The sequence below is a fragment of the Stenotrophomonas sp. 05N37 genome, assembly GCF_056397365.1.
On sequence record NZ_JBFTNG010000009.1, the window covers coordinates 137393 to 157819 of the forward strand.

Genomic DNA, 20427 nt, shown 5'->3' on the forward strand with positions numbered 1-20427 from the left:
AAGTGTTCATGAGCAAGGCAACGGCGGAAGGCCAACCGCGGCTGGCAAGCAAGCGCACCGGCCCATTGCTGGTGGGAATGCTGGTGCTGCTGGGCGGATGGTTTGGCTGGAGTGCGGTGAACCAGTGGCGGCAGGCGTCGGTCGGCGGGTCACTGGAGGAATCGCGTGACCAGATCGTGTCCGGGGTGCAGACCGCGCTGAACGGCCAGGTGGCGCAGCTGGCCAAGCTGGTGAAGAGCGAGCGGGTCACCGCGGCGCTGGCCAGCGGCGATGCCGAGGCCACCGCCGTGGCCATTCGTGAAGGCTGGCCGGGCACCGAGGAGGTGCAGGTGGTGGCCGCCACGCTGGATGAGGCGTATGCCGACCCGAAGGCCTTCGGCTATTCGCGGTTGGCCCTGCTGGAAGCGGCCAATGCCGAAGACACCGTGGTGGCCCGCGTCGTCCGCGATGCCGGCGGCCAGCGCCTGGGCCTGGCGGCACCGGTGGTGCTGGGCACCCAGGGGCCGGCGCTGATCTACGTGCGCCAGCCGTTGCTGCGCCTCACCGCCACCTTCGACAAGGTGCGCGTGCCCGAGGCCGGCTACCTGGCGCTGCGCCAGGGCAATCACAACATCATCGAGCAGGGCACCACGTCGCTCGGCGATGGCGCCGAGGCACTGGCCCGTCCGATCGGCAAGAGTGGGCTGCGCCTGGCGGCGGCCGTGCCGGATGTCGACGCGGGCCCGCTGGGCCTGTCGGCCATTCCCTGCGCGGTGGTGGCGGTGCTGTTGCTGGCCATCGCGGCGATGCTGCAGTTCGGCAAGGGCAAGGTGCCGCTGCCGCGCCGTCGCGCCGCAGGCAATACCCATCTGGAAGAGGGCCCCACGCTGCGCGAGAGCTTGGAGCAGGTGCCGCTGGCGGTGGTGCCCCCGCCGGCCGAGGGTGGTCCGCCGCCGGTGCCCAGCGTGCCGGGCCAGGACGTGCCGGCCGGGATTTTCCGTGCGTACGACATCCGTGGCGTGGTCGGGCGCGAGCTCACCCCGCAGGTCGCCGCGTTGATCGGCCAGGGCATCGGTTCGGTGCTGCAGGTGCAGGGGCTGCGCGAGATCGTGGTGGGGCGCGACGGCCGCCTGTCCGGTCCGGAGCTCAGCGCCGGGCTGATCGAAGGCCTGCGCCGTGCCGGTTGCGATGTGATCGATATCGGGCTGGCGCCCACGCCGGTGGTGTACTTCGCCAGTTACCACCTGCGCGCGGGCAGCTGCGTGGCGGTGACCGGCAGCCACAACCCGCCGGACTACAACGGTTTCAAGATCGTGGTGGGTGGCGAGACGCTGTCCGGCGATGCCATCACCGAGCTGTACCAGCGCATCCGCGACGGCCACCTGCACGTGGCTGCCGAGCCGGGCAGCCTGCAGGAGCGCCAGGTCAACGCCGACTACATCCAGCGCATCGCCGATGACGTCCAGCTGGACCGCCCGCTCAAGATCGTGGCCGATGCCGGCAACGGCGTGGCCGGCGAGCTGGCCCAGCCACTGCTGGAGGCGATCGGGGCCGAAGTCATTCCGCTGTACTGCGACGTGGATGGCACCTTCCCCAACCACCACCCGGACCCGAGCGACCCGGACAACCTGGAAGACCTGATCCAGACCGTGAAGCGTTTCGACGCGGACCTGGGCCTGGCCTTCGACGGCGATGGCGACCGCCTCGGCGTGGTCACCCGCGAGGGCAGGATCATCTACGCCGACCGGCTGTTGATGCTGTTCGCCGCCGACGTGCTGATGCGCAACCCGGGCGCGCTGGTCATCTACGACGTGAAGTGCAGCGGCAAGCTGTCCGATTACGTGCTGCGCAATGGCGGCAGCCCGCTGATGTGGAAGACCGGGCATTCGCTGATGAAGGCGAAGATGCGCGAGACCGATGCGGAGCTGGCGGGCGAGATGAGCGGGCACTTCTTCTTCAAGGAGCGCTGGTTCGGGTTCGACGATGGCCTGTACGCGGCGGCGCGCCTGCTGGAAATCCTGGCGCAGCGCGAGGAGACCCCGTCGGAGGTGTTCGAGGAACTGCCCGACAGCGTGTCCACGCCGGAGCTGAAGGTGCCGGTGGAATCGGGCACGCCGCACGCGCTGGTGTCGCTGTTCGTGGCCACCGCGCAGCTGGAGGATTCGCCGTTCGCCGGCGCACGCCTGGCCACCATCGACGGCCTGCGCGCGGACTTCCCCGACGGCTGGGGCCTGCTGCGCGCCTCCAACACCACCCCGGTGCTGGTGCTGCGCTTCGAGGCCAATGACGACGCTGCGCTGGAGCGCATCAAGACCCTGTTCCGCGAGCAGCTGCAGCCGCTGCTGCCGGGTGTGGCGCTGGGGTTCTGAGGGAAAGGCAGCCGAGCATGGCTCGGCTCTACCTTGGAATTGGCGCGTCTTGATGGGTCACGCCCGTTGATCGCGACGCGCCGGACTGCACGTGCATCGGTAGAGCCGAGCCATGCTCGGCTGCCCTCCCGCCCGAGATCACGATCGTTGGACATGGCGCGCGGGCGTTGGCACGCATCGAGATTACGACCGTTGGTCATGGCGCGCGGGCGTTGGCCCGCATCGGGATTACGCCCGTTGGTCGTGTCGCGCGGGCGTTGGCCCGCACCGGGATTACGACCGTTGGTCATGGCGCGCAGGCATTGGCACGCATCCGTATTACGACAGTTGGTCACGGCGCGCGGGTATTAGCGCGCATCGGTATCACGACCGTTGGTCACGGCGCGCGGGCGTTGGCGCACATCGGGATTACACCCGTTGGTCGTGTCGCGCGGGCATTGGTGCGCACCGGGATTACGACCGTTGGTCATGGCGCGCGGGCGTTGGCCCGCACCGGGATTACGCCCGTTGGTCGCGGCGCGCGGGCGTTGGCGTGCATCGAGATTACGACCGTTGGTCATGGCGCGCGGGCATTGGCGCGCACCGGGATTGCGCCCGTTGGTCGTGGTGCGTGGGCATTGGCACGCATCGGAACTACGCCCGTTGGCCATGGCGCGCGGGCGTTGGCGTGCATCGAGATTACGACCGTTGGTCATGGCGCGCGGGCGTTGGAACGCATCGGGATTACGCCCGTTGGTCGTGTCGCGCGGGCATTGGCGCGCATCGGTATTACGACCGTTGGTCATGGCGCGCCGGCGTTGGCGTGCATCGGAATTACGCCCGTTGGCCATGGCGCGCCGGCGTTGGCGTGCATCGAGATTACGACCGTTGGTCATGGCACGCGGGCGCTGGCTCGCATAGGGATTACGCCCGTTGGCACAACGCGCGGGCGTTGGCACGCATCGGGATCACGAGCCTTGATCGCGACGCGCCGGCATTGGCGCGCACCGGGATTACGCCCGTTGGCCATGGCGCGCGGGCATTGGTGCACATCGCGATTACGACCGTTGGTCACGACGCGCAGGCATTGACGCAAATCGGGCTTACGCCCGTTGATCGCGACGTGCGGGCAATGCCCTGCATCGGTAGAGCCGAGCCATGCTCGGCTGCTCTCCCGCCTCACCCCTTGAACCGCAACCCCACGCCAGGTTCGGTGAACAGGTACCGCGAATCCAGCGCCGAGTCGCCCAGCTTGTGTCGCAATTTCCCCACCAGGATGCGCAGGTAATGCGTGTCTTCCTGGTGCGTCGGCCCCCATATTTCCTGCAGGATCTGCGGCTGGGTCACCACCCGGCCGGCATTGCGCAGCAGCAGCGACAGCAGCGCATATTCCTTGCGGGTCAGGGCCACCGGCGTGCCATCCAGATGCACCTCGCGCCGCACCAGGTCGATATGCAGGTGCCCATCGTCGAACTGTGGCAGCACCCCGTCGCTGGACACCGTGCGCGAGCGCAGCAGTGCCCGCACCCGTGCCATCAGCTCCTGCGTGCCGAACGGCTTGGTCACGTAGTCGTTGGCGCCGTTGTCCAGCGCCCGCACTTTTTCGGTCTCACTGGCGCGCACGGTGAGCATGATCACCGGCACCTGGCTCCACTGGCGCAGCTCGGCCAGCACCTCATGCCCTTCCATGTCCGGCAGCCCGATATCCAGGATCACCACGTCCGCGCCCTCGCTCACCAGCGCTTCCAGCCCGGCCTGGCCGGTGGCGGCCTGCACCACGCGGTAGCCCTGCGCGCGCAGGCTGATGTCGAGGAAGCGGCGGATCTGCGCTTCATCGTCGATCACCAGCACGCGGGCCGGGGGTACGCCTTGGGTGGGGTCAGGATTCGTCGTTGTCATCGGCAGGGTGCGGTTGCAGCAGGGGCAGCGTGATGCGGATCAGGGTACCGCGTCCGTCGCGCCCCGGCAGCGCCTGCACGCTGCCGCCGTGCGCGCCGATCATGCCCTGGCAGATGGTCAGCCCCAGGCCGGTGCCATGCCGGCCGCGGTCACCGCGCTCCACGCTGTAGAACATGTCGAAGATGCGCGCGCGCTCCTCATCGGGGATGCCCGGGCCGGCGTCCAGCACGTCGATGCGCAGCTCGCCCTCCACCAGCCGCGCCTGCACTTCCACCGCCGCGCCGGGCGGGGAGAACTTGGCCGCGTTCTCCATCACGTTGAACACCGCCTGTTCCACCAGCGCCGGATGCACCCAGATCGGGGCCAGCGTGGCCGGGATGTCCAGCTTGAGCTGCACCTCCGGCTGGTAGCGCTGCAGCCGGCGTGCGGCCGAGCCGACCAGCTCGTCCACGCCGATCCAGTCGCGGTTGATCTGCAGGCCTTCGTGGCCCAGCCGGGTCATGTCCAGCAGGTTCTGGATGTAGCGGTCCAGCCGCTCGCCTTCCACCAGGATGGTGTCCAGCAGGGCGCGGCGGTCCTGCGCGTCCATCGCATCGGCATAGCTGCCCAGGCTGTCGGCCGAGCCGATCATCGCCGCCAGCGGCGAGCGCAGGTCGTGCGACACCGACGACAGCAGCGCCGAGCGCAGGCGCTCGGTCTCGTTGCTCACGTGCGCCTTTTCCAGGTCGGCCACCAGCTGCGTGCGCAGCGCGGCCTGGGCGATGTCGTCCACCATCGCCTCGGCCAGTTGGCGCTGCTCGGGGGTGAGGCGCGGCGCATTCCGCGCGAAGCGCATGCCGGCCACGCCGATGGCGCGGTCATCGCCATCCAGCAGCGGCAGGAACCACCACTCCGCGCCGGCCAGGGTATCGGTGAAGCGGCCGCTGGGCTGGCCATGGCGGCGCGCCCAGTCGGCGGCGGCCAGGTCGGTCTCGCCGGGCGCGGCGCTGCCGCTGGTGCTGGTGTGCGGGCCGATGCGCAGCCAGGCCGGGGCGTCCATCGCCTGTTCCAGCGCTTCGCGCCCGGCTTGTGCCACTTCTTCGTTGCTGGCTGCGCGGGTCAACTGACGGCCCAGTGCCTGGCGCGCGTTCGCATGCCGGTTGGAGGCGCGCAACGCCAGCACCTGCATGCGCAGCCGCGAGGCGAGCCGGCCAGCCACCAGCGCGGCGGCCAGGAACAGGAAGACGGTGATCACGCCCTGGCGCGCGCTGATGGCGAAGGTGAAACGCGGGGCGATGAAGAAGAAGTTGTAGGCCAGGAAGCACAGCGCCGCGGCGATTACCGCCGCGCTGGTGCGGCTGCGCGCGGCCACCATCACCACCGCCACGATGAACACCATCGACAGGTCGTACAGCCCCACCCAGCGCTCGGCCACCAGCGCCACCAGGCAGGCGATCGCGGTGGCGCCCAGCGCCAGCAAGGTGTCCTGGCCGGTGCTGCGGCTGGGCATCGACAGCCCGGTGCGGCGCGCCCGTGCGCGCGCCTGCGGGGTGCCGATGATGGTGATCTCGTAATGCGCGCCGCGCTGGATCAATTGCTGGGTGAGGGTGCGGTTGAGCATCCGCGCGACCGGGCGCTCGCGGGTGCGGCCCAGCACCAGCGTGGACACGCTGTTGTGCGCGGCGTGATCCAGCAGCGCGTCGGCGATGCTCGATCCGTGCAGCAGTTCGGCCTCGCCGCCGAGGCGGCGGGCGAGGGCGAAGGCCGCGTCGATCTCGCGCCGGGTGTCTTCGTCGTTGCGCCGGCCCTGCACCGTCACCACCGTCCACGGCGCATCGCGGCGCTCGGCGATGCGCCGGCCCACGCGCACCAGGTACTCGCTCTGGCCGCCGCCATCGATGGCCACCAGCACGCGCCGGCGCAGCGGCAGGTTGGCCTCGCCGCGCGCGGCGCGGGTCTCGCGCAGGCTGCTGTCCACCCGATCGGCCGCTTCCTGCATGGCCAGTTCGCGCAGCGCGGTGAGGTTGGCCGGCGAGAAGAACGCCTGCAGGGCTTGGGCGGCCTGCTCGGGCACGTACACCTTGCCCTGCTGCAGGCGCTCGATCAGCTCGCGCGGGGGCAGGTCCACCAGCACGATGTCGTGCAGGCGGTCGAGTACCGCATCGGGCACGGTCTCGCTCACCCGCACGCCGGTGATGCGCATTACCACATCGTTGAGGCTCTCCAGGTGCTGGATGTTGACCGTGGTCCAGACATCGATGCCGGCCTCCAGCAGTTCCTCCACGTCCTGCCAGCGGCGCTCGTGGCGGCTGCCGGGCACGTTGCGGTGGGCCAGCTCGTCCACCAGCACCAGCGCGGGGTGGCGCGCCAGCACGGCGTCCAGGTCCATCTCGCCCAGCACGTGCTGCTGGTAGTCGCGCTGCACCAGCGGCACCTGCGGCAGGCCCTCCAGCAACGCGGCGGTCTCGGCGCGGCCGTGGGTTTCCACCAGCCCGACGACCACATCCACGCCGCGACGCAGTTGTTCGTGCGCGCGGCTGAGCATGCTGAAGGTCTTGCCCACGCCGGGGGCGGCACCGAGGAACACGGTGAGCTTGCCGCCGGCTTCGCGTTGCAGGCGTTCAACCAGGGCATCGGCCTGGCGGGTACGTGGGTCGCTCATGGGTGGCGATTGTGCACCGGCCGCTGCGATCCCCGCATCACGGGGCGGCCTTGACGTCATCCAGCGCCAGGTTGAGGGTCATCACGTTGACCCGCGGCTGGCCGAATACGCCCCATTGCGGCCCCAGCGTATGTGCCTGCACCAGCGCCGCCACGCGCTCGGCCGGCCACCCGCGGCTGCGCGCCACGCGGGCGACCTGCAGCTGTGCGGCCGCTGGCGACAGCTCCGGGTCCATGCCCGCGCCGGACTGGGTCACCAGGTCGCTGGGCACCTGCGCGATGGCCACGCCTTCGCGCACGGCCACCGCGGCGATGCTGGCCTGCACGCGTTCCTGCAGCGCCGGGTTGGTCCGGGCCAGGTTGCTGCCGGCCGCGGCCATCGGATCGTAGTTGGCCGCCGACGGGCGCGCCTGGAAGTAGCCATCGCCGGTGAACGGCTGGGCGATCAACTGCGAGCCGCGCACCTGGCCATCGCGGATGAGCAGGCTGCCATCAGCCTGCGCCGGGAACAGCAACCGGCTGGCACTGGTGGCGGCCAGCGCATAGGCCAGGCCGAGCAGCAGCAGGCTGACCAGGCCCAGCACCAACGCCGGGCGCCACGCGCCGTGCTGCTGCAGCGTGGCCGCGCGTGTGGCAGGGGCGCGCGCGGCGCGGGGCAGGGAGGTTGCGAGTGAGCGGTTCATGCGCCGAATACCGAGACGAGGAAGAGGTCGATCAACTTGATGGCCGCGAACGGCAGCAGCACGCCACCCAGGCCGTACACCAGCATGTTCCGGCGCAGCAGCGCGGTCGCGGTGGCCGGGCGGAAGCGCACCCCGCGCAGCGCCAGCGGAATCAACGCCGGGATCACCAGGGCGTTGAAGATCAGCGCCGCCAGCACCGCGTTGCGCGGGCTGGACAGGTGCATCACGTTCAACGCCGCCATCGCCGGCAGGGTGGAGGCGAACAGCGCCGGCAGGATCGCGAAGTACTTGGACACATCGTTGGCCAGCGAGAAGGTGGTCAGCGCGCCGCGCGTGATCAGCTGCTGTTTGCCCACCTCCACCACCGCCAGCAGCTTGGCCGGGTCCGAATCCAGGTCGACCATGTTGCCGGCTTCCTTGGCGGCCTGCGTACCGGAGTTCATCGCCAGGCCGATGTCGGCCTGGGCCAGCGCCGGGGCGTCGTTGGTGCCGTCGCCCACCATCGCCACCAGCCGCCCGCCGGCCTGTTCGGCCCGGATACGCGCCAGCTTGTCTTCCGGGCGGGCCTCGGCGATGTAGTCGTCCACGCCGGCCTCGGCAGCGATGGCCGCCGCGGTCAGCGGGTTGTCGCCGGTGATCATCACCGTGCGGATGCCCATCGCGCGCAGCTGCGCGAACTTCTCGCGCATGCCGTGCTTGACCACGTCCGACAGCTCGATCACGCCCAGCACGTGGCGGCCTTCGCACACCACCAGTGGGGTGGCACCGTTGCGTGCCACCTGCTCCACGCGGCCCGGCAGTTCCGCCGGCACGGTGCCGCCCAGCTCACGTACATAGGCGCTGATCGAATCGGCCGCGCCCTTGCGGATGCGGCGGCCCCCGTCCAGGTCCACGCCGGACATGCGGGTCTGCGCGCTGAAGGCCAGATAGTCCGCGCGGTCCGGCTCTGCCGTGGTGCAGCCCTGCTCGCGCGCCAGGCGCACGATCGACTTGCCTTCCGGGGTCGGGTCGGCCAGCGAAGACAACAGCGCGGCTTCGCGCAGCTGCGGCGTGTCGATCCCGGCCAGTACATGGAAGTGCGTGGCCTGGCGGTCGCCGTAGGTGATGGTGCCGGTCTTGTCCAGCAGCAGCACGTCCACGTCGCCGGCCACTTCCACCGCCTTGCCCGACTTGGCCAGCACGTTGGCGGCCAGCGCCCGGTTCATGCCGGCAATGCCGATGGCCGGCAGCAGCCCGCCGATGGTGGTGGGAATCAGGCACACCAGCAGCGCGATCAACAGCAGCGGGTCCACCTGCACGCCGACGAACGCCCCGATCGCCGGCAGCGTGGCCACCACGATCAGGAAGGTGAGCGTCATCGCCGCCAGCAGCAGGGTGAGCGCGATCTCGTTGGGGGTCTTCTGGCGGTTGGCGCCTTCCACCAGTGCGATCATCCGGTCCAGGAAGCTGTGCCCCGGCTCGGCGGTGATGCGCACGATGACCTGGTCCGACAGCACCTTGGTACCGCCGATCACGCCGCTGCGGTCGGTGCCGGCCTCGCGCAGCACCGGTGCCGATTCACCGGTCACCGCCGCTTCGTTGATGGTGGCCAGGCCCTGCACGATCTCGCCATCGGCGGGGATCAATTCGCCGGCGCTGACGATCACATGGTCGCCGGGGCGCAGCTCGGCGGCCGGCACCTGGGTCTCGCTGGCACCGGCATGCGCGGCGGCCAGCCGACGCGCGCTCAGGTCTTGCCGCGCCCGCCGCAGCGAGGCGGCCTGGCCACGCCCGCGCGCTTCGGCCACCGCTTCGGCGAAGTTGCCGAACAGCACGGTCAGCAGCAGGATCGCGGTGACCGCCAGGCCAAAGCCCAGCGGTGCGTTGCCGCTCAGGGTGACGACCAGGCTGACCACGGTGCCGGCCATCACCACCGCCATCACCGGGCTGTGCAGCAGGTGGCGCGGGGACAGCTTGATCACCGCATCGCGCAGGGCGCGGCGCCAGCCGGCGGCATCGAGCAGGCGCTGGCGGCGGTGGGAAGAAACGTTCAAGGGATAGGTACTCATGGGAGATGTACTCACGACATCAGGTCTCAGTGCAGCGTCAACGACAGGTGGTCGGCCACCGGGCCCAATACCAGCGCCGGCATGAACTGCAATACGGTCAGGATGACGATCAGCGCGATCAGGGTCAGCGCGAAGGTCGGGGTCTCGATCTGCAACGTGCCGGCCGATTCCGGCGCCCGCCGCTTGGCGGCCAGTTGCGCGGCCACGATCAGCGGGATGATCAGCACCGGGTAGCGGCCCAGCAGCAGCACCAGGGTGCAGCTCAGGTTCCACCACGGGGTGGCATCGCCCAGGCCTTCAAAGCCCGAGCCGTTGTTGGCAAACGCCGACACGTACTCGTAGAACACCTGGCTGACGCCGTGGAAGCCGGGATTGGACGTGCCGGTGATCGCCGGAATCGCCAGGGTCACCGCAGTGAAGCCCAGGATGGTGATCGGCTGCAGCAGCACCAGCAGCGCCAGCAGGCGGATCTGCGGGGTCTCCAGCTTGCGCCCCAGCAGCTCGGGGGTGCGCCCCGTCATCAGCCCGGCCAGGAACACGCCCAGCAGCAGGTACACGATGAACTGCTGCAGGCCGCAACCGATGCCGCCCCAGATCGCGTTGACCAGCATGTTGATCATCGGCACCGCACCGGCCAGCGGGCTGAGCGAGTCATGCATGCCGTTGACCGAGCCGTTGGACACCTGCGTGGTGATCGCCGCCCACAGGCCGGTGCCATCGGCGCCGATGCGCACTTCCTTGCCTTCCATCAGCAGCGGGCTGGCGGCCGTGGCCGAATGGCCTTCCAGCCATACCGTGGCCGCCACCGACACGCTGGACATCGCCAGCATGCAGCCGAACACCAGCCCGGCCAGGCGCCGGCGCCCGGTGAACGCACCCAGCATGAAGATCACCGCGATCGGGATCAGCAGGATGCCGATCAGTTCCAGCGCGTTGGACAACGGGGTCGGGTTCTCCAGCGGCATCGAACTGTTGGGGCCGTACCAGCCACCCCCGTTGGCGCCCAGTTGCTTGGCCGCGACCATCGCCGCGACCGGGCCCAGCGGCAGTTTCTGCGTCTCCATGCCGGCGGCCGCATCGATCGGCGTCGCCTGCGGCCCGGCCGCCAGCGTCGAGGGCACGCCCTGGCTGGTCAGCAGCACCGCCCACAGCAGGCACAGCGGCAGCATGAAGCGCACGCACGAACGCACCACGTCGGCGTAGTAGTTGCCCACGTCCACGCGACGGTCCGCGCTGAGCTGTGCGGCCTGTTCTGCATCCACGTCCTCCGGACGCGCGCCGAACAGCGCACGCAGCGTGGCTACGACCAGCGCCAGGCCCATCATCGGCGTCACCACCTGCAGGCCGGTGATGGCGGTCATCTGCGCGAAGTAGGACAGCTGCGCCTGGCCGGAGTAGTGCTGCTGGTTGGTGTTGGTCAGGAACGACACCATCGTGTGCAGCGCCGTGTCCCAGCGCATGTTGGGGATCTGGTCGGGGTTGAACGGCAGCCAGGCCTGGGTCATGAAGACCGCCTGCACCAGCACCGCGATCACCACGTTGCTGAGCACGAAGGCCATCACATAGCCGCGCCAGGACATGCCCCGGGCGGGATTCACCCCCAGCAGCCGGTACAGCGGTTTTTCAATCAGCCCGAACAGCGCATCGCCCCGCATCGGCGCGCCGCGCATCACCCGGGCCAGGTACAGCCCAAGCGGAAAGGCCAGCACGATGCTGGCCAGCAGGATCAACAGGATCTCGGTCATGGTCGGCTCCGGTCAGAACGCTTCGGGCCGAAGCACGACGTACAGCAGATAGGCGGCGGCGACGAGCACCAGCACGCCGCACACCAGGGAAAGCCAGGCAGGCATGGTCGTGGCCTCAAACGCGGGAAGGGAACGCGGCGGCGCAAGGCGCAGCGGCGGTGGGGAACACAGGCAGAAACAGGCTCATGGGACGTCCAGGTGGAACCACTCCACGTCAGGCGCCCATCGTCTGCCTGCCCGGCATAAAGGGGCCACGCCGACCACCACGCCCCAGCGTAAAAAGTGCATAAACAATCGTGGCGCCGACCGTTGGTCGGCTGCTCCTGGCTGCCCCTTGGCTGCTCCCGGCCATCCTGCATCCGGCCGGTCGTGCCGGCCGTTGACCGGCGCCTCATGACCCTGGCCGGAGGCGCGATGCGCCCAGCGGCCGGCACGCCCCCCGCTCGACACCCACAAAAAAGGCGGCCAACCGGCCGCCTCTCTTGTCCACACCGTCCGCCCGCTCACGCCCGCGGATCGGTCCCCACGCCCTTCAACAACCGATACCGCTGCAGCGTCTCCTCGATCTCCACGTCCAGCGCCTTGCGCTGCGCTTCGAACGAGGCCTGCATGCGCCGCTGCGTCACCAGCTCGGTGTGGCGTTGCTGGATGCTCCTGGCCTGCTTCTCGGCCACCGGCTTGCCAGCCAGCTCGCGATCGCCGGCCGTGCCCAGCAGGCTCACCAACGCCTCGCGCAGGCTGGCCACGTTGTAGCGCGCGGTCTGCACGTTGTTGTCCAGGATCCCGGTGCGCTCGGTGAACACCCGGCGCAGGTCGTCCTCGCTCTCGTAGGTGGACAGCATCGCCTGCTCGGTGCGCTGCCGGGTCTGTTCGGCAGCCAGGTCGAGCTGGCGCTGCGCGGCCACGACCGCCGCCTCAGCGCGCTCTTCCTCGGTCAAGGTGCGCTCCACTTCGCCACGACGCAGGCCGCTGGCGGCGCTGAATTCCTCGCGCGCGCTGTTCACCGCTTCCTGCGGCAGGGCATCGCTGCAGATCCGCTCGGCACCCTTGTTCCAGCAGTACAGCTTCTTTGCTTTTGGCTCGTTCTTGCCGCGCTGGGCCTGCGCCGGCAGCGTGGATACGGCCAGCAACAGGCCGATCAAGATGGTCGTGGCAATCCTGGACATGGTTGGCGAGCCCCCTGCTCTCAACGCGTAGGACGGCTGCCGTAACGGGACCGATAGTCCTCCAGCGGCTGCCGGTACCCCACAAGTTCCGGATTTCCGGAGGCAAAATCAAGCAGGTCGGCCAGCGTGGCCACGGCCACCACCGGAATCCCGGCTTCTTCGGCCACCGACTGGGCGGCCGAGCGACGGTCGGTTTCCGAGGCGATCTCCTGGCGGTCCAGCGCCACCACGATCCCGGCCGGGGTGCCACCGGCGTCCTTGATGATGGTCAGCGCCTCGCGGATGGCGGTACCGGCCGTGATCACGTCATCCACGATCAGCACGCGCTTGCCATTCATGTCCGCGCCGATCAGCTGGCCGCCTTCGCCATGGGCCTTGGCTTCCTTGCGGTTGAACGACAGCGGCAGGTCGCGGCCGCGCTGGGCGAATTCACAGGCGGTCGCGGTGGCCAGCGGGATGCCCTTGTAGGCCGGGCCGAACACGACGTCGAACTTCAGCCCGGTGGCCTCCACCGCATCGGCGTAGCAGGCGGCCAGCTGGACCATGAGGGCGCCGGAATCGAAGCGGCCGGCATTGAAGAAGTAAGGGCTCAGGCGGCCCGACTTGAGGGTGAACTGGCCAAAACGCAGGGCGTCGGCGGTGAGGGCCAGTTGCAGGAAACGGTGGCGATGGTCGCTCATCAGGACTCTATTCAATTCATTTGGACCGCAAATCCTAATGCATGGGGGCTTTTTTCGCCCTCCGGGCCCGGCCGGCGCGGGGGCGCAGCCGGCCCTGGGGCCCGGCCGACGCGCGCTGCCATGGCGCATCCCGGCGAGCCGGGGCGGGGTCTTCCCGGTATGCTTTCCCGGTTACCGCTCCAGACCCGGGTCAGCATGCGCATCATCAGTTTCAACGCCAATGGCATCCGCTCCGCCGCCACCAAGGGCTTCCTCGAGTGGTTCCGCGCCCAGGACGCCGACGTGCTCTGCATCCAGGAAACCAAGGCCCAGGAAGACCAGCTCACCGACCCGATGTTCCGCCCGGACGGCCACCATTGCTTCTACCGCGACGCCATCACCAAGAAGGGCTACAGCGGCGTGGCCATCTACAGCAAGCGCGAGCCCGACCAGGTCATCACCTCGCTCGGCTGGGCGCCGTTCGACGATGAAGGCCGCTATATCGAGGCCCGCTACGGCAACCTCAGCGTGGTCTCCTTCTATATTCCCTCCGGCAGCTCGGGCGACCTCCGCCAGGGCTTCAAGTACGAAGTGATGGAGTGGCTGCGCCCGATCCTGGCACAGTGGCTGGCCAGCGGCCGCGACTACGTCCTGTGCGGCGACTGGAACATCGTGCGCTCCGCGCTGGACATCAAGAACTGGAAATCCAACCAGAAGAATTCCGGCTGCCTGCCGCCCGAGCGCGACTGGCTCAACGGCCAGTGCGCCGATGCCGGCCAGGCGCTGGACATCGGCGCCGGCCAGGGCTGGACCGACGCCTACCGCCTGCTGCATCCGGAAGGCCAGGACTACACCTGGTGGAGCAACCGCGGCGCGGCCCGGGCCAACAACGTCGGCTGGCGCATCGACTACCAGTTCGTCAGCCCCGGCCTGCGCGATCGCCTGCGCAGCTGCGCGGTCTACCGCGATGAACGCTTCTCCGACCATGCCCCGTTCACGGTGGACTACGCCCCATGACCGACGCGGCCGCGCCGGTGTCCTACAAGGGCTGGGCCGGGATCAAGCGTGCCTTCGGCACGCCCTCGGCACTCACCATGGCCTTCCTCGGCTTTGGCAGCGGCCTGCCGTTCCTGCTCATCGCCTCGCAGACCCTCTCCACCCGCCTGCGTGACGTCGGCCTGGACCTGGGCAGCATCGGCCTGATCAGCCTCGCCAGCTTCTTCTACCTGCTCAAGTTCGTCTGGGCGCCGTTGATCGACCGCTATGCCTTCCCGCTGATCGGCTTCCTCGGCCGCCGCCGCTCGTGGCTGCTGGCCTCGCAGGTGGGCGTCACCGGCGGCCTGTTCGCGCTGGCATTCGTGCGGCCCGAGCTGGGCGTCACCCCGCTGGTGCTGTGGGTGCTGGTGGCGTCCTTCGCCGGTGCCACCCAGGACTCGGTGGTCGATGCCTACCGCATCGAGATCGCCCCGGAGAGCGCGCAGGCTGCGCTGGCCGCCACCTACACGCTGGGCTACCGCATCGGCCTGATCCTGGCGGGTGCCGGCGCGCTGTACCTGGCCCAGTTCGAAGGCTGGATCGTGGCGTACCTGGCGATGGCCTCGCTGATGGTGCTGCCGATCATCGCCACCCTGGTCTGCCGCGAGCCGGCGCAGCCGGAAGTGCGCATCCAGCGTCGCATCGATTTCTTCGGGGCGTTCTGGCAGCCGATCGCCAGCTTCTTCACCACCAATGGCATCGTCCTGGCGCTGGTGCTGCTGGCCTTCGTCGGCCTCTACAAGTTCCCTGACCAGGTCATCGGCGTGATGGCCGGGCCGTTCTACCTGGACTCGGGCTTCACCAAGGCCGACATCGCCACCGTGTCCAAGCTGTTCGGCGTGTGGATGGGTATCGGCGGGGCCTTCATCGGCGGCATCGCCGTGGCCGCCTTCGGCTTCCGCCGCATGCTGCTGGTCGCCGCCCTCGGCGTGGCGTTGTCGAACCTGGCGTTCCTGCTGATGGCGCACAACCCCGGCCAGCTCTGGGCGTTCTATGCGGCGCTGAGCGCGGACAACCTGTTCCAGGGCTTTGCCGGCACCGTGCTGGTGGCCTTCATGTCCTCGCTGACCGACCGCAATTTCACCGCCACCCAATACGCGCTGCTGGTCTCGCTGGCTAACCTGCCGGGCAAGTTCGTCGGCGGCGCCTCCGGCTATATCGTCGAAGCCACCTCCTACAGCACCTTCTTCATCTTCAGCGCCACCACCGTCATCCCGACCCTGCTGTTGCTGGTCTGGCTGTGGCCGCGCATCCGCGACCGCAGCAGCGCCTGAGCCGGACGGGCCTGTCCGGTTGCCCGGCGCGCCCTGCTGCGCCATGATCCACCCCGTTGTACCGTGGGGGCGGTGCGTTGCCAACGGGGAGAACAATGGTCGATCTGCTGCTGCGGGATCTGGACCCGCTGTTGAACGAACGCATCCGGCGCGTGGCGGTCGCACGCGGCTGGACCCGCGAATACACCTGCATCGCGCTGCTCGAACAGGGGTTGTTCGCCAGCGAACTGGAAGTCCGCAGCGGTTTCCAGAACCCGGAAGTGGACGCCCTCGCCGACGCTATCGCCGCGCTGCAGGCCTTGCCGGACGCCAAAGGGGTGTAACGCAGGGCGGTGGCGCCCCCACCGATGGGGGAGCGATCCGCAGGCGTGCACAAGGCATCCCGCCCCGGTAGAGCCGAGCCATGCTCGGCTGCTCTTGCTCTTGCTCTTGCTCTTGCCCTTGCCCTTGCCCTTGCCCTTGCCCTTGCCCTTGCCCTTGCCCTTGCCCTACGCCGGATGTATCGCCCCCAGGATCCGCGCTCCCCGCGCCCCGCTCACGCTCGGCAGATTCCCCGGCAAGCCGTCCAGCGTCCGCTGCGCCAACCACGCAAACCCCATCGCCTCCAGGTAATCCGGGTCCAGGCCATGCACCGCGCTGGATTCGATCACCACCCCCGGCAACCGCGCCGCCAACCGGCGCAGCAACTGCGGGTTGCGCACCCCGCCGCCGCACACCAGCACCCGCGCCGCCCCCGGCAGGTGCGCCCGCAACGCATCGGCCACCGTCGCGGCGGTCAGTTCCAGCAACGTGGCCTGCACATCGGCGGCGGCGTGCTGGCCGTCGCCCATCGCCGCCTGTGCCCAGTCCAGGTGGAACTGCTCGCGCCCGGTGCTCTTCGGCGGCGGCAGCGCGAACCACGGCTCGGCCAGCCAGTGCGCCAGCAGCGCCTCGTCCACCTGCCCACTGGCCGCAAACGCCCCGTCCGCATCGAACGGAACGCCCCGGTGGCGCTGGCACCAGGCATCCATCAGCGCATTGGCCGGGCCGGTATCGAAGCCGCGCGGCACGCCGTCGCGGGGAATCAGGGTCAGGTTGGCGATCCCGCCCAGGTTGAGGATCGCCCGGTCTTCCCCGGCGGTCCCGAGCATGGCCAGGTGGAAGGCCGGCATCAGCGGCGCCCCATGGCCGCCTGCAGCCACATCGCGACGACGGAAATCGGCCACGGTGGTGATCCCGGTCGCCTCGGCAATCCGGTTGGCGTCGCCCAGCTGCATCGTGAACGCCGGATCGGCCAGCGGCCGGTGGCGCACCGTCTGCCCATGCGAACCGATCGCCCGCACCTGGCTGCGCTCCACGCCGCTCAAACGCAGCAGGGCATTGGCTGCCTCGGCAAAGGTGATCCCGATCGCCGCATCGATGCGGCCCAGCGCGTCCAGCGAGCCGATCGCCCCGCCTTCGCCCAGGCCGATCAGTTCGGCGCGCAGCGCCGGGCCCCACGGGTGGGTGTGGCCGAAGACGAAGCGGCAGCCGCCCGCCTCGGGGAACTGCACCAGCGCGGCATCGATGCCATCGGCGCTGGTGCCGGACATCAGGCCCAGGTAAAGCGGGGTATGCGGATCAACGACAGCGGTCATGGCCGGCCAGTCAAACGGGGTGCGCCCAGCTTCCGCGCAACCCGTTGCCGCCGTCAATGCGCGCGTGGCCGCGCGCTGCCGCGGCCGATCAGCCGCGGGTGCGCTTGCTCGGCTTGGCCACGCTGGCGGTCTGGGTCTGGGTGGCGGTCGGGGCCGCCTGCGGCGCCGGGCTGGCATCGGCGTAGATCAGCTTTTCCATGCCCTGGATACGGGCCAGCGCCGGCGCGGTCTGCGCGCGGAAGGCCACCAGCTCGGCACCCTTCAGCGGCTCCGGCGGCGGCATCGTCACAGACAGCGGGTTGCGATGCTCGCCATTGACGCGGAATTCGTAGTGCAGGTGCGGGCCGGTGGCCAGGCCGGTCGAGCCGACATAGCCGATCACCGTGCCCTGGGCCACGCGCTGGCCGGTCTTGATCGCGCCGAAGCGCGACATGTGCCCGTACAGCGTGGTGTGGCCGCGGCCGTGATCGAGGATCACCACGTTGCCGTAGCCACGCTGGGTGCCGGCGAACTGCACGCGGGCGTCGCCGGCGGCCATGATCGGGGTGCCGGTGCGCGCGGCATAGTCCACGCCCTTGTGCATGCGCATCTTGCCCAGCACCGGGTGCTTGCGCGCGCCGAAGCTCGAGCTCAGGCGGGCGAACGGGATCGGCATGCGGATGAAGCTCTTCTTCAGCGGCCGCCCGCTCACGTCGAAGTACTCGGACTTGCCGTTGCGGTCGAAGCGGAAGCCGCTGTAGGTCTTGCCACCGGAGGTGAAGGTGGCCGCCAGGATCTTGCTGGTGTCCACCTTCTCGCCTTCGCGCCAGGTTTCATCCAGCACCACGCTGAAGCGGTCGCCCGGCTGCAGGTCCTTGGAAAAGTCGATGTCGTACTTGAAGATCTCGTCGGTCATCGTGGCGATCGCCGACGGCGACAGCCCCGCCTTGCGCGCGGCCACGTACAGCGAACTGGTGATTTCGCCACTGGCGACCACGCGACGGGTCGAGGATTCGCGCTTGATCACCTTCTCGGCGATCTGCCCATCCTTCAGCGACAGCTCCACGCGGTTGTCGGCATCGCGGTCGAAGCGGATCGTGCGCAGGTCGCCGGACAGCGGCAGGTCGAAGGCGATCTCGGCGCCGGGGCGCAGTTTGGTCAGCGCCTCGCGCGCACCCGGGTGCTCCAGCACCTGGTGCATCACCGTGGCCGGGATGCCAGCCTCGTCGAACAGGTTGCTCAGGGTCTGCCCGCGCTGCACCCGCAGCACCTGCCAGCTGTCGCCCGGCACCTGCTTCTGGCGCTCCAGCGACAGCGGCGGCAAGGGCAGGGCAAGGGTCGAGTGGCCCACGGTGTAAGGGGTGTCGATGGTGTGCGAGAAGCCCGGCACGATCGTGGCCACCAGCGCGCCAATGGTGGCGAACAGGCTGGCGTGCATCCAATGACGGCGCGTCCAGCGCTCGTTGAAGGCGGCAGGAAGATGCTGTTTGAGCTTCCGATGCAGGGCGGTGTCGTGGAGGACGTGGAGACGTTCCTTGAAGCGCTGCTTGCGTGCGCGGCCTTGATCGGAATTGAGCATCGTCGGTCTGTTCCTGGCTGGCCCGGGAGCGCGGGCCCAAACGTCGGTAACATAGACAGGTATAAATACCGCGTCAAACCCTTGTGCCCATTGGCTTTTGTGAAGCGCTTGCGGTTAACTTGTACTTAACGTCATTCATGTAAATAAGGCATTGCCGGGAGTTGTCACGTGTCCTCGATTGAAGAAGCCATCGCCCTGATCGGTCGTGGCGCCGACGAAATCCTCAAGTCCGAGGAACTGCGTCAGCGCCTGGAAAGCGGCCGCCCGCTGCGCGTCAAGGCTGGTTTCGACCCCACCGCCCCGGACCTGCACCTGGGCCACACCGTGCTGCTCAACAAGCTGCGCCAGTTCCAGGACCTCGGCCACCAGGTCATCTTCCTGATCGGCGACTTCACCGGCATGATCGGTGACCCGTCCGGCAAGAACGCCACCCGCAAGCCGCTCAGCAAGGACGACGTGCTCGCCAACGCGCTTACCTATGAAGACCAGGTCTTCAAGGTGCTGGACCGCGAGAAGACCGAAGTCCGCTTCAACTCGGAGTGGTTCGGCAAGATGGGCGCGGCCGACATGATCCGCCTGGCCGGCCAGCACACCGTGGCGCGCATGCTCGAGCGCGACGATTTCGCCAAGCGCTATGCGGCCCAGCAGTCCATCGCCCTGCACGAGTTCCTGTACCCGCTGGTGCAGGGCTATGACTCCGTGGCCCTGGAGGCCGACGTCGAACTCGGCGGCACCGACCAGAAGTTCAACCTGCTGATGGGCCGCGGCCTGCAGGAGCACTACGGGCAGAAGCCGCAGATCGTGCTGACCATGCCCCTGCTGGAAGGCCTGGACGGCGTGGCCAAGATGTCCAAGTCGCTCAACAACTACATTGGCATCAATGAGCCGGCGATCGACATGGTCACCAAGACCATGAAGATCGGCGACGACCTGATGTGGCGCTGGATCGAGCTGCTCTCCTTCGATATCAGCCAGGCCGAAGCGCTGGCCCTGCGCGAGCAGGTCCAGGCCGGCGGCCTGAATCCGCGTGAGGTCAAGCTGCGCCTGGCGCGTGAGCTGACCACCCGCTTCCATGACGCGGCGGCGGCCGAACAGGCCATCGCCGGCTGGAACGCGGCGGTGACCGGGCAGGGCGATGTGACCCTGCTGCCGCTGCAGGAAGTGGCGATTCCGGCCGAAGGCCTGCGTATTGGTGCCCTGCTGACGGCTGCCGGGCTCACCCCGAGCAACTCCGAGGCCTCCCGCAAGCTCAAGGAGCGGGCAGTGAAGGTCGATGGCGAGGTCGTGGACGACGCCCAGCAGGTGTTCGTGCCCGGTTTTGAAGGCCTGCTGCAGGTCGGCAAGCGCACCTTCGCACGCGTCTTGCTGGTCGCAGCCTAAGCGGCACAAGGGGTTCCGGGCCATCCGGACCCCTTCCAGCATGAATGGGAGGGAGGCGGCGTGAAAAAATGTCGTCTACCCCCTTCACAAACGCTCCCGATAGGGACATACTTTCCCTCCCCCGACGCAGGGGTCGCCGCAAGGCGGCAACCGCGAAGGAACAGGACTTCAACCACTTCGAAAGAAGGTGTTGACGGAAACGAAAAGCCTGACATAATAGGCGGCTCGCAACGACGAAAGCCTCTCGGGGCAAACGACGAAGCGGCATCGGCAACAACGGTTCACTTCGGTGAAACGGCCTTGAAAAAAGGTGTTGACGAAGCAGATAAGCCGGCTATAATGGGCGGCTCGCAACGACGGAAACGTCGGGGCACACGGAGGAAGGCGCTGAGGCCGA

Annotated in this window: 16 protein-coding genes; 5 read left to right on the forward strand and 11 right to left on the reverse strand. The window is 68.8% G+C overall.

The features are described from left to right. Positions 1–8: 8 nt before the first annotated feature. Positions 9–2348: a phosphomannomutase/phosphoglucomutase gene (locus AC1DGC_RS19015; protein WP_478048593.1), complete on the forward strand. Its 2340-nt coding sequence runs from the start codon at positions 9–11 to the stop codon at positions 2346–2348. A gap of 347 nt (positions 2349–2695) precedes the next feature. Here AC1DGC_RS19015 and AC1DGC_RS19020 read toward each other — a convergent pair whose 3' ends face one another. The 9 genes from AC1DGC_RS19020 to pyrE all read right to left on the reverse strand — a co-directional run bounded on the left by AC1DGC_RS19020 (position 2696) and on the right by pyrE (position 13188). Then, the gene (locus tag AC1DGC_RS19020) at positions 2696–3133 is read right to left on the reverse strand and encodes a hypothetical protein (protein WP_478048594.1); all 438 of its coding nucleotides are present in this window, start codon (positions 3131–3133) and stop codon (positions 2696–2698) included. A 373-nt stretch (positions 3134–3506) separates the two neighbouring features. After that, entirely contained in the window at positions 3507–4226 is a 720-nt protein-coding gene (locus AC1DGC_RS19025) for a response regulator transcription factor (protein WP_259206560.1), read from the reverse strand. Then, positions 4207–6867 carry a sensor histidine kinase gene (locus AC1DGC_RS19030; protein ID WP_259206559.1) on the reverse strand — a complete coding sequence of 887 codons (2661 nt, stop codon included), beginning with the start codon at positions 6865–6867 and terminating at the stop codon, positions 4207–4209. The genes AC1DGC_RS19025 and AC1DGC_RS19030 overlap by 20 nt, the downstream gene beginning before the upstream one ends. A 37-nt stretch (positions 6868–6904) precedes the next feature. Further along, entirely contained in the window at positions 6905–7549 is a 645-nt protein-coding gene (gene kdpC, locus AC1DGC_RS19035; RefSeq protein ID WP_478048595.1) for a potassium-transporting ATPase subunit KdpC, read from the reverse strand. Then, entirely contained in the window at positions 7546–9597 is a 2052-nt protein-coding gene (gene kdpB, locus AC1DGC_RS19040; RefSeq protein ID WP_478048596.1) for a potassium-transporting ATPase subunit KdpB, read from the reverse strand. Before kdpB ends, kdpC begins: the two co-directional genes overlap by 4 nt. Positions 9598–9623: 26 nt before the next feature. Continuing rightward, positions 9624–11342 carry a potassium-transporting ATPase subunit KdpA gene (kdpA, locus tag AC1DGC_RS19045; RefSeq protein WP_478048597.1) on the reverse strand — a complete coding sequence of 573 codons (1719 nt, stop codon included), beginning with the start codon at positions 11340–11342 and terminating at the stop codon, positions 9624–9626. Between the two features lie 12 nt (positions 11343–11354). After that, entirely contained in the window at positions 11355–11447 is a 93-nt protein-coding gene (locus tag AC1DGC_RS19050) for a potassium-transporting ATPase subunit F (RefSeq protein WP_017355708.1), read from the reverse strand. Between the two features lie 398 nt (positions 11448–11845). Beyond that, a complete protein-coding gene (locus AC1DGC_RS19055) occupies positions 11846–12508 on the reverse strand; it encodes a hypothetical protein (RefSeq protein ID WP_478048598.1) in 663 nt (220 codons plus the stop codon). 20 nt (positions 12509–12528) lie between these two features. After that, positions 12529–13188: an orotate phosphoribosyltransferase gene (gene pyrE / locus AC1DGC_RS19060; RefSeq protein ID WP_259206553.1), complete on the reverse strand. Its 660-nt coding sequence runs from the start codon at positions 13186–13188 to the stop codon at positions 12529–12531. Between the two features lie 195 nt (positions 13189–13383). Here pyrE and AC1DGC_RS19065 point away from each other — a divergent pair, with 195 nt between their 5' ends. The 3 genes from AC1DGC_RS19065 (at position 13384) to AC1DGC_RS19075 (ending at position 15799) form a co-directional block, all read left to right on the forward strand. Further along, entirely contained in the window at positions 13384–14184 is an 801-nt protein-coding gene (locus AC1DGC_RS19065; protein ID WP_478048599.1) for an exodeoxyribonuclease III, read from the forward strand. Beyond that, positions 14181–15476 carry an AmpG family muropeptide MFS transporter gene (locus AC1DGC_RS19070; protein WP_259206551.1) on the forward strand — a complete coding sequence of 432 codons (1296 nt, stop codon included), beginning with the start codon at positions 14181–14183 and terminating at the stop codon, positions 15474–15476. Before AC1DGC_RS19065 ends, AC1DGC_RS19070 begins: the two co-directional genes overlap by 4 nt. Positions 15477–15571: 95 nt before the next feature. Beyond that, positions 15572–15799 (forward strand): hypothetical protein, encoded by a 228-nt coding sequence (locus tag AC1DGC_RS19075; RefSeq protein ID WP_259206550.1) that lies wholly within the window; start codon positions 15572–15574, stop codon positions 15797–15799. A 165-nt stretch (positions 15800–15964) separates the two neighbouring features. Here AC1DGC_RS19075 and AC1DGC_RS19080 read toward each other — a convergent pair whose 3' ends face one another. Continuing rightward, on the reverse strand, positions 15965–17092 hold the full coding sequence (locus AC1DGC_RS19080) for an anhydro-N-acetylmuramic acid kinase (protein WP_478048600.1): 1128 nt from the start codon (positions 17090–17092) through the stop codon (positions 15965–15967). Between the two features lie 88 nt (positions 17093–17180). Then, entirely contained in the window at positions 17181–18650 is a 1470-nt protein-coding gene (locus AC1DGC_RS19085; protein ID WP_394163019.1) for a M23 family metallopeptidase, read from the reverse strand. A 168-nt stretch (positions 18651–18818) separates the two neighbouring features. Between AC1DGC_RS19085 and tyrS the strand changes: the two genes are divergently transcribed. After that, the gene (gene tyrS / locus AC1DGC_RS19090; protein ID WP_478048601.1) at positions 18819–20030 is read left to right on the forward strand and encodes a tyrosine--tRNA ligase; all 1212 of its coding nucleotides are present in this window, start codon (positions 18819–18821) and stop codon (positions 20028–20030) included. The last annotated feature ends 397 nt before the right edge of the window (positions 20031–20427 follow it).